A 13,971-nucleotide genomic window follows, 5' to 3' on the forward strand; every position below is an offset into this window, starting at 1 on the left:
ATGTACAGCATTTTGATTATCGACGACGAGGAATGGATTCGGCAAGGAATTCTCAGCAAAGTCCGCAAAAGCGGGTTCCCATTTACGGAAATTGCCGAAGCAGCCAACGCGGAGGAAGGTTTCAGCATTATCAAGACACTTCAACCGGATATTGTCGTTTGCGATATTCGCATGGAGGAAATGGACGGCCTCGAGCTGATCGAAAAAGTTCACCGTATGTACCCCGAGATCAAAACGATTATCATAAGCGGTTACAGCGAATTCCAATACGTAACGAAAGCGTTAAAGCTGGGCGTCGCCGACTATTTATTGAAGCCAATCGACAAATATGCGCTGTATCAAGCTTTTACAAAATGTATGGAAGCGATCGAGCAGGAGAAGCAGGCCAAAATCCGCATCGAGAAGCTGGAGCTGGTGGGCAGCTCGCTGGAGATGAAGCAGAAAATGGATAAATTTTTGCAGAAGGAGGATCTGGACCCGCGGGAAATTTTTAGCGCTTACAATGATCGTTCATCGTTCCAATCCGTTTCGTTGTTTGTCGATCCGGGGACGAACGAAGAGGACATCATATTAAACCACTTCCTGGATTCGCAAGGCTCGCTGCAGCTGAACCGCAACATGGTTTGCTACAAAAACACGCCCCACGAATTTACGATTTTGATCTGCGTTCCCGAGCCGCACATGGTCAATGAATACGAGAATTACATTGTCCATTATATCGAAAGACTGCAAACCGACCTGCACAAAAACGGGGTTTACCGGTACACGTTTGGAATCAGCGGTTTCCATCAGCGGATCGACACCTGCATTTTTGCCGCGTCCTATTGCCTCAAGCACCGGGTGCTGCTGGAAGACAACCAGGTTATCCGCTATACGGATACGATGTCGTTTCAGCAAACGTACAAGCTGGCTTCGCACGTGCCGGCGTTTTTGAAGCATCACCTAGAGACGCAAAACATCAAGGGGATTACCGATATCATCTCGGACATATATCAGGAGATATCCGTCGCCGCCATCTCTTATAAAAGCGTGCAAAATTTGTATACCCATCTGCTGATGGTCGCCGCCGAGGATTTTAATGTGAATTTGGAAACCCAGTATCCGCGGTACCCGCTGGAGGCGTATTTTTATTCGTCGCTGCGCGAGCTGTTGGATTCGATAACGGAGCTTTATTTAAAAATCGTCAACGTGTCCAAGGGCCGCAGTGAATATTCGACGCAGCGCCTGATTATGCGGGTCAAGGAGTACATCGACACGCATTACGCGGAGGAGATCAAACTGGAGGACATCGCCGAGCTCGAACATTATAATTCCAGCTATTTAAGCCTGGCGTTTAAAGAAACGATGAACATCAACTTCCAGGATTATTTGCTGAACGTCCGTCTCGGCAACGCCAAAAAGATGCTGCTGTCGGGGCAATATAAAATCAAGGACATCGCCGTCATGAGCGGGTTTAAAAACCCTCATTATTTCAGCGCCGTTTTTAAGAAAGCGGAAGGTTTTACGCCAAAAGATTTCGTTAAGGAGCATGGAGAGGGCTTGTTGTGAGGAAGGAAGGCGGGAGGAATGCGCGAAGCGGGTGCTGCCGATATCGCTGGTGAAAAGGGCGAGTAGGGGCGAAGGCGAACCCGGGGCAGCGCCGGAACGCGCAGCTCGCGTGTCGCGAAGCGATCGCTGCAAGGAGGCCGTGTTATGGACGGTAAGCGTCGCAACGTACAGCTTGGGTATTGCGAAACGTGCACTATGCAAAGGATGCCGCGTTATAGAAGGCAAACGCCTCCGCACAATATCTGCAGGGGCGCTTGCCGCAAAGCTTTATATGCGGTGCTTCGCGCAATCAGCACGCGTCGCTCCACGCATTTTTTTAATCGAGTTTTATAATCACCGCATCGCGTCCGGACACGGTTGCCGTAAGCGTGCGCTCATGGGAATCGGTAACCGGATTGCCGTAAATCGCCTTCGCTTGTCTGAATCCGGCGCTTGGACCATCCAGGGCGATGTTGACGGTGCGTTCCTGTTTGTCCGTGTTGATCGTCCACAAGTAATACCCGTCTTCGCCTTCGCATAGCCGGGCGACAACGCCGGGCTGATCGACCCGGACAACCTGCGTTTTGCCGGCAAAAGACAGCAGGGAGGCGAACCACTTGCGGCTTTCGTCCGAAGGTCTTTTTTTGTACGCATAACCCGGCATCGAGCCGATGAGTCTTGTCCGGCCTTGGCCGTACGTATGGTCGACGGCGGCGACGGAGCCGTCTTCGAACCAAGCGGAAGCCGTACCGCCTTGAAGCGCGTAGGCTTGCCGGTAGATGGCGCCGCCAAGCTGCCCGTCGCCGACGCTGAGCGACAGCTCGTTCCAGCGGTCCGGCCCCAGGGAGACAGCGGCTTCCGTGGCACCGAATACTTCCGCAAAGCCGCGGTTTGGCTGCACTTCGTTGGCGTGGCCGTAGTTGGCGAAATAGCCGAAGCAGGCTTCGCTGATCAACGTGCCGCCTTGCTCCACCCAAGCCCGCAGTGTGGCTGCGGCGTTGTCGCTCAGCGCGACCGGATACGGCACGTACAGCATCGAATAACGGTCGATCTGATCCAGCTTGATCACATCGCATTGAATATTCGAATCAAGGAAAGCTTCATATGCACCCTGCAGGCAATCGGAGTAATAGTCCGTGCTGCCGTATGTGGCGTAACAGAACGCCTGGCAATCTTCGATCAGCAGAATAGCCAGCTCGCCTTGAACCGGCGCGGCTTTCCAGAGTGGGGCTGTCTCCGGAGCCAGCGACCATTTGGCCAGCGAGGAAGCCATCTCCGAACGCTCCGTCCGGCTGCCGTCCATCCCGTACCAGCCGTACGCGCCGAACAACGGGCCGTCCAGCAAAGGCCGCCACCGCGGATTGAGGTACGCCCGCGCGCCGGTTGCCAGCGAGATCAGACAGTCCAGCCGAATGTTTTCCGGTTCGGACATATCGTCTTTTTCTTTATTGTGAGGCTGCTCGGCACGGCGTTTCTCCCAGGTCGAATTGCCGATCGCCTCCGCACGCCAGAACGTCTTGCCCTTGGAAGCCGAACGGATAATATCGCCCGCCAGAAACAAGCTGCAGTTGTTGGCGTACCAATACGTGTAGCCGAATATATCGACGACCTCGGCGGCGCGGAAATCGTCTCCGCACGTGGACACGATATCGGAGAAACTTTTGCCGTTGCCATGCGCGACGATCGGGTGTACGGCGTCTTCGCTGCGCAAAATGTTGGCCCGCCATTTCATCCAATGGATCGCATTGTCCCTTTGGAAGTCGATTGCGTCAAATACGTCGGGGTATGGCTCGATGCTGCGCGGAAGCTGCACGTCTTCCCAACGGGTCAAGCTGTAGCGGAACCATGCCTTAGCCAATGTATGGATATCGCCGTATTTGTTTTTCAGCCATTGCCGAAAACGGTTCTGCGTGCCGGCACAGTGGCAAATATTATCGGGCGAATGGTAACTGCATTCATTCCAAATATTGTAGCCGTACAGTCCGGGATGGTTGCGGTAACGCTTCGCCAGCTCACTTAAAAAGCGCCCGGCCGCTTGCTCGATTTCGGGGTTGTCCAGACACATGGACAGCTGTCCGCCGACCGCGGAGCTGACGCTCATCGTGTTCAGGCGCTGCCGGCCGTCTCTGTGCTCGAACCGGGCGTGGGGGAAATGGGTGCGCAGCCACTCCGGATAAATCAGCAAATGTTCGGCGATGATCGTATTGATATTGTATTTGGCGGCCAGGTCCAAATGCGTATCAAAATCGCTCCAATCAAACACGCCGGGCGCGACTTCGATCGCGGACCACGGAAACCAGTGCCTGAACATCGAATGGCCGTCTTCGGCCGCCACCGCGTAATCCCGTTCCCAGTCTTTGCGCGGGGGATTTGTTTTGCGGAAATAGACCGCGCCGAACTGCATTTCCTGATTTCGTTCTGCGTTTGGTTTGCCTTGTGTTTCATTAAATGGCGTTTGCAATGTAGTTAACCTCCCCAATATGGTCATAGAGCGGAGAATGCCGGCGAACAACCGTCTCCAAAGCTTGTTCCGCCGTTTATTGACAGCCTCCGGTGAATTCTTTTTTATTGTAGTATGAACACCGGCAAAAACACAGGTAAGCGCTTTTAGGAAAATAAGTATCATTTTTTTAGGTGAACTGCCGGTTCGAGGCATGTGCCCCCGAAAAAAGGCCGTTTATTTAACAATCAGGCTCGCTTTCAGCGCCGACCTAAAAATATTGTAAGTTTTGCCTGAGGCGCGTATCCGGTTTAACAGGCAATCCAATAATCGGATACAGAAACTCATAAAAGCGCTTACCTGTTTTTCAAATCCCGATCCTTATATAATGAACGTGTCAAAGACGAAAAGGAGGGTTTAAAGCATGAAAAAAACTGCCAGTGCACTGATTGCTTCTGTTTTACTCGTTCTTGCCGGATGTTCGGGGGGAACCGCACCCGCGTCCGCGCCTGCCAACGGCGCAGCGGGACCGGTTAAAACCTTGAAGCTCGCTACGTCGTCGCCGGAAAATGTGGATACGCTAAACGAATACGTCAAAAGCTTCGAGAAAAAAATGCCCGGCTACACCGTCGAAATTACGGCGATTCCCGGTGTTGCCGCATTTAATGCTGCGATGGCATCCAAACTCGCCGCCGGCGATCCGCCGGATATTTTCATCTACCAATGGAGCACGCAAATTCAACTGTACGCCAAGGGAGGCCACCTGATGGATTTATCAGGCAAAGGCTTCGAGGAAAAGGTCAAGCCAATCAATAAGAAGCTGAACATCTACGAGGGCAAAGCTTATGCGTTCCCCGGCCAGCAGGACTTATTCGGCGTTTTCTTCAACGTGGATGTCGCCAAAAAATACGGAGTGAACGAAATGCCCAAAACGTTCAGCGAATTTTTGGCCGCCTGCGAGACGATGCAGAAAAACGGCCTGGCTGCGCCAATCGTTATTCCAGCGAAAGACGGCAGCGGGGCGACCGCATTTAACTTCGGTTATTTGCACCAGGTGGTGAGCGGGAAAAACCCGGATTTCTATAAACAAACGCTGGATGGCACCAAACATTGGAACGGGCAGGAATTCCAGGATTTGTTCGGCGCGTATCAAAAGCTGCTGAAATATGCCAACAAGGATTTGCTTGGCTTGGACCCGGACGGTTCTTACAAACGGTTTGCGATGGAGGAGACGGCATTTTTATTTGGCGGCTCGTACAATATTACGGCCATCCGCAAGCTGAACCCGAACCTCAACTTCATTTTGACCAAGACGCCTTGGGTGGATGATGTGAAAGACAACGTCGCCATCTCGGACTTTAACAACGCCATTTCCATTTCCAGCAAAACGAAGTATCCCGAAGCCGCTTTGGCTTTTATGAATGAAATGTTCACCGTTGATGCCGGTAATCTGCTTGCGAAAAACGTCAGCACGATCTCTTCGGTCAAAGGGACGACAACCAGCTTCGATAAAAGTTTGGAAGGCGTTATCCCCGAGCTGGATAAAGGGCAATACGTCGGTTTCTCTGAACGCGAATGGATTCCGGGCATTAAAGAAATTATGAAGAAAGCAACCCAGGACTGGATGGCCGGCGTCGATTTGAAGACGGTGCTGGACCGGCTGGAGGCCGAGCATCAAAGATTGCTGCAGGCAACTCCGGGCTTCAAACAGGAATTTATGGAAATGCGCGAGAAATCCAAATAATAAGCCAGGTGAATACACATGAAGCCGAAAGCTCGCAAATTAGGAATTTCAAGGGATTCGCTGTATTATGCGGGCATGACCTTGCCGGCGGTCCTGCTGTTTGCCGTATTTATGCTGTATCCGGTTATTGGAGGGATTTATTATAGCCTGACCGATTGGAACGGCGTGGATCAGGGATATCATTTTATCGGATTGCAAAATTACGTTACTTTTTTTCATGACTTTTACGTATTGATTCCGCTTAAAAATTCGTTTGTGTTCGCTTTTGCTCTCACCATTTTCCAGAATATCGTCTCGCTGCTGCTTGCCTTGGCGTTTAACCAGCAGCTGAAATCGAAAAACGTGCTGCGGACGCTTATTTTTATCCCTGTATTACTCAGTTCTCTGATGGTCGGATATTTGTGGAATTACTTATTTACCGAACCGGTTGCCAGGCTGGGACACTTTCTGCATCTGGATATGATCGGCAACAATGTGCTTGGCAGCCCGCAACTCGCGCTGTATGCCGCCGTATTCGTCAATGTGTGGAAGATGGCCGGCTGGAACATGATCATTTATATCGCAGCCCTGCAGGGTATCTCTCGGGAAATTTTCGAAGCGGCGGAGCTTGACGGGGCGACAGGCTGGAAAAAATTCCGGCACATCATGTTCCCGCTTATTGCTCCCGCATTTACGGTCAATATGGTGCTGACGCTGGAGCGGGGATTTAAGGAGTTCGATCTGTTGTTTTCCTTAACGCAGGGGGGACCGGGCAATTCCACCGAAATCATTTCACTTACGATCTACCGGGAATCGTTCGAATATTTTCGGGCGGGTTACGGAACAACGATGGGTGTCATCCTCTTCCTGATCATCGTAGTCTTAACCATTATCCAGCTCCGATTTTTGAGAAAGAGGGAAGAAGATGTTATCTACTAAGCCGAAAGCGGTCGGGAAGACAATCTATGAATGCGTTCTCGTTGTGATGACAGCGGTCTATTTATTCCCTTTTTACATCATGGTTACGCAGTCGCTGAAATCGCCGCAGGAGTCGATGTATAACCCGCTTGGTTTGCCTCAGGCGCTGCAGACCGACAACTTTACCAAAGTATGGAAGCTGATGCGGTTCGGCGAGGCCTTTTCAAATTCATTTTGGCTTACGTTGGTCAGCGTTGTCGGGATTGCGCTTGTTTCCGGGATTTGTTCCTTTGCTATAGCGAGGCGGGCGTCCAAAGGTTATGTTATTTTGTACTATATCTTTGTTTGCGGTTTATTGATTCCGTTCTACATGACCTTAAGCCCGCTGATCAAGCTGATGAAGGATTTGCAGCTGATCAATTCCTTGATGGGGCTGGCGCTTGCTTATATCGGCCGGGGCATTCCATTTGCCGTGTTCCTGTATGTAGGATTTATAAGGGCGATTCCTAAAGAAATTATGGAATCGGCGGTGATCGACGGCTGCAGCCCAAACAGGTTGTACTGGAGCATCGTATTTCCGATGGTGCGCAATATCACGTCGACGCTCATTATTTTGAATGCGCTGTGGGTGTGGAACGACTTCTTGTTCCCGCTGCTAACGCTGCAAAATGTCGCACAGCGGACGATTCCGCTCGCCCAGTATATGTTTTACGGCCAGTACAATACGGAATGGAATCTCGCGTTTGCATCGTATCTGCTGTCGATTTTGCCGCTGGTTCTCATTTATTTCTTTATGCAGAGACAAATTATCGAAGGCATCTCGACAGGCGGCGTCAAAAGCTGAATAAACGGCTGCCGTACAGTCAGGTTATGCGGCTAGGCATTGAAAACCTTACTAAATTGTAAATGTAAAAAAACGATGTGTTTTCACTAAATCAAAAAAGCCCTCAAATAAGGGCTTTTTTGTTCTTAATGCATCGATCTATAGTTCGAATTGGCATTCATGCCCGAATTAGCTCCAGCGAACATGCCGTTTTGCTGGGAATACATCGGGTACTGCTGTTGCGGCATAGCAGTGGAGTTGAATGATTGGCTTTGAACCGATTGTTCCACTTGTTTACAAAGTTGGGTAACGTGCTGCAACTGTTGGATGGCCATTTGATGACCTTGCAATGCGGTTTGAATCATTTGCGCCGCTCGTTGTTCCCTTTGCGCCAATTCTTCAAGATGTTGCGCGTTTTGCTGTTCTTGTTGTAACAGCATTTGGTAATTTTGGCTAGCTTGTTGTGTTTGGTTGATCAGCTGTTGGGCGATTTGTTCGCACTGATGAAGCGCTTGTTGGACTCCTATATTCGCAAATTGCATGTTAGATGCCTCCTTTTTATTTACAACCTGAATTAGAGTACCCCTTGGCTTACGTTTTATTCATGCTGCACAATATGTACATATCAGGAGGCCGGCTGCGGTTGAGAGCTTGGTTTTATCGAGAACAAGGCGAGTGCCAAAGAAAGCAAAGCGCAGCCGGCAAACAAGTAAAACAGCGACTTCCCATGCAGGATCGATGCGATTAGCGGACCCAGCGCAACGCCGATAAATCGGGCGCTGCTGTACAGGGAAGTAATGGTACCGCGCTGTTTTTTCTCAATCCCCTCCGTAATCAAAGCATCTAGACTGGGCAAAACGAGGCCAATTCCTATTCCGCTGACGAACATTAACGAGAGAAGAAACCATAGATTTTGGGCATTCAGGAATCCGCACGTAAAAATAGCCATCATTAATACAGTAAGCCCAATGACGCAGATTATCTTCATTTTGCGTTTGTTTTCACCGACGATTTTTCCTGTGACGAAAGATGAAAGACAGATGGCGCTTAACGGCAAGGCCAGAATCAAACCTTTCTTGATGCCATCGATTCCATAATGGTCTTCGAGGATGGTTGACAGGTTATATAGAAATCCGAACATAATGAACATACTCAGACACCCTATCATATATATTGCGTAAAGCCATTTCTTCACGGCAAGCAAAGCGGCTGTGTTACGAACAAATGTACGAACCGGCTGAATTTTTGTTGAATTCTCATTGTTCGAATGAGTTTCCTTTGGCGTTTTTACTAAGAAGGCGACGGCGATGATGGATAACGCTGAAATGACGGGAATACTGGCAAGCGGCAAAAACCAAACAATTAAAGCAAGAGCTGAGCCCAATACAGGACTTAACACTTTGCCGAAAGTATTGGAAGTTTCGATCATGCCTAGGCCGTTGCTCACTTCTTCTTTGCTCTGAAACATATCGCCGATCAACGGAATCACGATCGGGAACGCGCCGGCAGCCCCTATGCCTTGAATGACTCTGCCAAGCAAAATCATGGCGTAACTGCTTTGTCCGTTCATCAGCCATGCCGCCAAACCCGAGATCAATCCGCCAACCGCCGCAATGGATAAACCAATGAGGATAATCCGCTTGCGTCCGAAACGGTCGGAAAGATAACCGGCGATTGGGATGCAAATGATAGACACCGCTGCATACACCGTGATAATTAAACTGGTTTGCAGAGCACTTATTTTTAATTCCCGCTGCATTAATGGAAGGACAGGGATCAGCATGGAATTCGCAAGCGTCATGATCAGCGGAATAGAAGATAACGCAGCCAAGTCCAGCTTCTTTTTTTCTTTCATGGAGGTGCTCCTTTGGGAGGAATGTCGAAACTATTTATCATGTTGCTCGAATTAATCCGAAATTATCCGATAAATCGCATAGGAATACGAATATAAGGGTCCTGTTCAAATTGTGGACGATCAAGACGGCGCTTAATTGCAGCGGACGACAGGCCCAGCTTGTCATATACGTAATAAATTAAAGTGCATACTCATACCTTATGTTGAAATGCGATCGGAAGGAGGTACGACAACATGGTCGATGCGGCACTGTATGAACATCGTTTTTGGCTGCAAATTCTCGGGGATCACAGTCGTTTTATTTATAACGCGCTTTCGCCAAAAGAATCCGAAGATATCCAAACAGCACTTTATTTTATTCAATCGTTCGACCGCCTGCTTGAATTATCCCGAGCGGCTGCGAGTGAGGCAAACCAAATGGCCATAACTCAACAGGCGCTTCCATTAACGAACCAGCTGCGGTTATTCAAGTTGAATCTTTTGCAGAGACTTCTTTTCGGTAAGGTTACGACCGGATTAACGCCAACCTTTATCAACCATATGGTAAATGAGCTGGAGGAATATATGCGCATTTTGAACGCGCTGGCTGCGGGGGAAGCTGTTCCCCATTTTGCCGCCCTGCACCACGACCTGCTCTGGCTGTCGGATGCCGCGGCTCATGCTGCCATTATTGCAAGCGACCTGGATTCAGTAGAAAAGCGTTTTATAGAAAAAAGTCAAAAGTTTGAAATTCATTTTCAACAATTCTACTTAAAAAGCATTGAAATGGCCGGTTATATGAGAACGCAGCTGCATGATTTTCCGGCATTTCGCAGGTTCCATATGGATATCGATCTCGAAATGAAGTTGTTTGTCTCGTTTCTTCGCGAAATCGAGGAAATGGAGTTGTCGGCGGAACTGCTTGACCGAATCACACCCTTGATGCCTGATCATATGATGCGGGAAGAATGTTATTATTTAACGAAGCTCGCAAGATTAGGTATGGTTCCCGACCCGGCATGCGATCCGGCGAAACCAAGAATAGAGGCTTAACCTATAGATCCTCAGGCCTTCGATGACGAAGGGTTTGGGGATTTTTGCTTAAGAAAGCGATATTTGATGTGTAGTGGAAAGGGGGGCTGCCGAATGGAGAACCATGGGATATACCGTTGCCGCGGAGAAGCTATTCCCCAAATGTTCAGACGAAGATGCGGCAATATGGTGGAACTTCAGAGTGCCTTGTGGTCGGGCTCCGACTGTAACTTTCTCGACTGTGGTACCTCACATCCTGTCAGTCTGGAACCCGATCCGATTGCGGTCGCTCAATTTCTGCTTTTTGAGGTTGTTCTAAACAATTTTACTGTGTAGTTTATTTGTCTGTAAGGCTAAATATTACTGGCAACTTTGTTCCTTAATATGGTAAATTTTTTTTGGAATCAATCTTGACTACGTTTTGAAACATTTATATATATAACCATTTGGATGTTCATTTCGTGAAATGGTAGAAAAAAGATTGCCATTTCATTTGATTCCGCAAAAACATAATACTTTGACTGGTGGAAAATAGGTATAGATTCGACATGGATTCTATTAATAATATAAAAGAGATTCCGTTAGGTAAAGTGACGCTGAGTAGTAAGGAAGACAATGACTATCATTTTCATAAATTCATAGCGTTGAAAGACGGAGTATTAGAAATCTATAGTGAAGTTTCTAATGGAGATCCTATTCAATTATGGCTTTTAGATAAAAGGAATCGTGATATTCCATCTACTCGGGTTAAGGGGAATTATGTAGAACAACAGTGAAGAAAGGCCAAGTAATCGTTATTTATAATACTTATGTGGAATCTGAAGCCACCTATTATATAGAAACGAAAATAGAATAAAGTGATTGATCGATTTAGCAAGAGGCTACGATGTCTAAGGTGTCTATATTTGTAAAGTTGTACTGCTTGTTATAGACTTTGAATCTCGGGGTGCTGTTCTGGACCTCACGTGGCAATTCGTACCGTTAAGTCGGTATTTACCATGGAGGATTTCTGTTCAAAAGTTATCTCCAATCTATACCTTTTTTGAAACGAGACCTATCGATATGGTGAAATTAAGCTCTGAAAGTAAGCCGCGTAAATCGCGGCTTTTTTTGTTTGGTAAATGCTCTCGTTCCCGACGATTCGAACTAAATTCGGACAAATATTGTCCAATAGAGGAGCAGAGTTTTTCTTTAACGGGGATAGGATAGCCGTTATAATATGGATAGGAAAAAGATGACAGGAGTGATCCGATAGGATGCTGAAAACGACCAATAAAGGAACGTTGTTTTGGACAAACACCGGCATCGTGATGCTCATCACCTGCACCCCGTTAATTTTGATCGGGGTCATTTTGTATTATGTGGGAAAAAATATGATTGGGGCTGAAGTCAACAAAGCCCATCAGCTGCAGCTGGAGCAGTCGATTCAACAAGTCGACGAATATTTGACCAATCTGGAGAAATTTGTCGTCCGTATTTCATTGGATCCCACTTACGACGAGTCGTTAACTCATCTGGATTTTACAGAAAATTTCCAAAAGACCAAAGATTTATACAAGTCCCTTTCCTTGATGACGGAATCCAATTCGTTGATTAGCAGCGTAACTTTGTATCTGCGTGACGCGGATAAAATGATCAGCGACGATTCCGGCATTCGCCCGATTCAAACCGCTGCGGACCGCTTGCTGTTCAGTTCGCTGCTGGGCAAAGAGCAGTTGATCTTCTGGCATTATTCATTAAAGCAAATCCACAAACCCGACTCCTCTTATAAAGCTGTTGTCGTCAAGCTTCCCGGCGGTCAACTGACCGGTTCGTACGGAGCGTTTCTGATTTATTTGGATCAAACCAAACTCAACGGCATGGTGCAAAAATTGGTCTCGGGCAGCGGCGTTGCATTCCTCATTAATGAGCACGGCGAAGAGTTGACGACCGATCAAGGGACCGGAGAGTCCGGACAGGAACAGCGCTTTTTGAAGGAAGCTTTGCTCAATCGAGTCACTGGCGAAACCTTAAACGAAAATAACTTTAACTTCGGCTGGAACGATCAAACGTATTCTGTTTCTTACGGCAGCATTAGCAAGCTGGGAGGAAAATGGACGATTATTTCCGCAACGCCGACTTCCCAAATCGTGAAACCGGTAACAATCATCTCCAGGCTTATCATTTTTATCAGCGGAGTTGGGGTCATTATCGGTCTTGTGCTTTCTTGGTTTGCCTCCAATCAGATATATCGTCCCATCCTGCGGCTCAGATCACTCTTTGAAGCAGGGAGAAATGGGAAAATCGAAGAGAAAGATGATATCGCTTACATCGAAAACCAGTGGAAACGCCATATGGAAGAACGCGAGATGTTAAACGACAGGATTAAGCAATCGATTCCAGCGCTCAGGGAAAGTTTTTTGCTGCAATTTTTACAAGGCAATTTATATTCCCACACCGAAAAAGAGATTACAACGCGGCTTCTCCATCTCGATTGGGATGTAAGTGGGAAGCAGCTTGCTTTTCTTGTTGCCCAGATGCATGGCATCGAGGAGCTGGGAGGGCCGTATTCGGATCGAGATTCTCAGCTTATCACCTTTGCCGCCTCCAATATTTTGCTGGAGCTCGGTTCTCAGAACATCAAGATGATTCATGTATTTAATTTTCAGGATTTATCGGTGGGCGCTCTGCTGGTGCTGGACCCCAATGAAGAGGACAACGTGCTTGTTCTGAAAAAGCATGGCGAAGCTTTCATATCCGCTGTAAACAACGTCTTGCGCATGAAAACGACCGTTGTGGTCAGTCATATCGCCGATTCCATTATGGGGACGCCCAAAATCCTGGAGCAAGCGCGCAAGGCGCTGCGCTTTCGTGATGTACATACGTCCAACCAGCTTCTCGATATGAGCCAGTATGGAATGCTGCAAAGCCGGCAGATGAATTATCCCATGGAGCTGGAACGGGACATTGTGCATGCGGTCAGTATTGGCTTGGAAGAGGAAGCTGTTCGGTTAGTCAAACAATTTCTGGCCGTGCTTCAGATGACGAACGGTACGGAAATGATGATTCATCAAGGGATGATGAAGCTGCTCGGATCGATTCACGATATGATCATCCGCTGTGGCATGAGCCTCGACGATATGTACGACGGCGCTCATTTATACGAGCAGTTTGTGCAAATCCACGAGCCTGCTGAAATGCTGCATTGGTTCGAACATAAGGTGATCGCTCCTTTTGTTAGAGCGCTGTCCATTACATACGATGCCCATTTGCGGGAGCAAATCGAGCAGATCTTATCCGAACTGAGCGAACACTATTTGTCCAATGTCTCTCTGGAAATCTACGCCGACCGGTTAAATGTCAGTCCGTCCAAGCTCAGCAAAGCGTTTAAACAGATTACCGGAGTGAACTTTATCGATTACGTTGTAAGACTGCGGCTGGAACGCTGCAAAGAGCTGCTCGTTCGCTCCGATATGAAAATTAACGATATCGCCGAAACCTTAAACTATCATCCGTCGTATTTGATCCGCTTGTTTAGAAAAAGCGAAGGCATGACACCCGGCCAATATCGGGAAAAGCACACGCAAAGCTTGTAAAAGGCCCCTTTTGCAAGCTTTTTTTATCCGTCAAAAAAGGTAAATCGGCGGAAATCGCCCCGTCAGCCGGACGAAAATTGCGTTTATTCCAGGAAATCG

10 protein-coding genes are annotated in these 13,971 nt (G+C 48.1%); 7 read left to right on the forward strand and 3 right to left on the reverse strand.

Going from position 1 to position 13,971, the window contains the following annotated elements; all coding sequences use genetic code 11:
* Positions 1 to 1,548, forward strand: coding sequence for a response regulator transcription factor (locus EYB31_RS12900; protein WP_131013742.1), 1,548 nt, complete (start codon positions 1 to 3; stop codon positions 1,546 to 1,548).
* A 316-nt stretch (positions 1,549 to 1,864) separates the two neighbouring features.
* On the opposite strand, the gene EYB31_RS12905 is transcribed toward EYB31_RS12900, so the two are convergent.
* The gene (locus EYB31_RS12905) at positions 1,865 to 3,988 is read right to left on the reverse strand and encodes a beta-galactosidase (RefSeq protein WP_165452388.1); all 2,124 of its coding nucleotides are present in this window, start codon (positions 3,986 to 3,988) and stop codon (positions 1,865 to 1,867) included.
* 403 nt (positions 3,989 to 4,391) lie between these two features.
* Here EYB31_RS12905 and EYB31_RS12910 point away from each other — a divergent pair, with 403 nt between their 5' ends.
* Genes EYB31_RS12910 through EYB31_RS12920 form a run of 3 tightly spaced genes read left to right on the forward strand, consistent with a single transcriptional unit; the run spans position 4,392 to position 7,452 of the window.
* Complete coding sequence (locus tag EYB31_RS12910; protein WP_131013744.1) at positions 4,392 to 5,711, forward strand: ABC transporter substrate-binding protein; 1,320 nt, start codon at positions 4,392 to 4,394, stop codon at positions 5,709 to 5,711.
* An 18-nt stretch (positions 5,712 to 5,729) separates the two neighbouring features.
* Positions 5,730 to 6,629 (forward strand): carbohydrate ABC transporter permease, encoded by a 900-nt coding sequence (locus EYB31_RS12915; RefSeq protein WP_131013745.1) that lies wholly within the window; start codon positions 5,730 to 5,732, stop codon positions 6,627 to 6,629.
* Positions 6,616 to 7,452 (forward strand): carbohydrate ABC transporter permease, encoded by an 837-nt coding sequence (locus tag EYB31_RS12920; protein WP_131013746.1) that lies wholly within the window; start codon positions 6,616 to 6,618, stop codon positions 7,450 to 7,452. The genes EYB31_RS12915 and EYB31_RS12920 overlap by 14 nt, the downstream gene beginning before the upstream one ends.
* A 125-nt stretch (positions 7,453 to 7,577) precedes the next feature.
* Here EYB31_RS12920 and EYB31_RS12925 read toward each other — a convergent pair whose 3' ends face one another.
* Both EYB31_RS12925 and EYB31_RS12930 read right to left on the reverse strand, forming a co-directional pair.
* Positions 7,578 to 7,973, reverse strand: coding sequence for a hypothetical protein (locus EYB31_RS12925; RefSeq protein ID WP_131013747.1), 396 nt, complete (start codon positions 7,971 to 7,973; stop codon positions 7,578 to 7,580).
* Between the two features lie 83 nt (positions 7,974 to 8,056).
* Positions 8,057 to 9,286 (reverse strand): MFS transporter, encoded by a 1,230-nt coding sequence (locus EYB31_RS12930; protein WP_131013748.1) that lies wholly within the window; start codon positions 9,284 to 9,286, stop codon positions 8,057 to 8,059.
* Positions 9,287 to 9,520: 234 nt separating this feature from the next.
* Between EYB31_RS12930 and EYB31_RS12935 the strand changes: the two genes are divergently transcribed.
* The 3 genes from EYB31_RS12935 to EYB31_RS12945 all read left to right on the forward strand — a co-directional run bounded on the left by EYB31_RS12935 (position 9,521) and on the right by EYB31_RS12945 (position 13,872).
* Complete coding sequence (locus EYB31_RS12935; RefSeq protein WP_131013749.1) at positions 9,521 to 10,318, forward strand: DUF2935 domain-containing protein; 798 nt, start codon at positions 9,521 to 9,523, stop codon at positions 10,316 to 10,318.
* Between the two features lie 527 nt (positions 10,319 to 10,845).
* Entirely contained in the window at positions 10,846 to 11,073 is a 228-nt protein-coding gene (locus tag EYB31_RS12940; RefSeq protein ID WP_131013750.1) for a hypothetical protein, read from the forward strand.
* A gap of 480 nt (positions 11,074 to 11,553) precedes the next feature.
* A complete protein-coding gene (locus tag EYB31_RS12945) occupies positions 11,554 to 13,872 on the forward strand; it encodes an AraC family transcriptional regulator (protein ID WP_131013751.1) in 2,319 nt (772 codons plus the stop codon).
* Positions 13,873 to 13,971: the final 99 nt, after the last annotated feature.

This window comes from Paenibacillus thalictri, from assembly GCF_004307995.1.
Taxonomy (GTDB): Bacteria; Bacillota; Bacilli; order Paenibacillales; family NBRC-103111; genus Paenibacillus_AF; species Paenibacillus_AF thalictri.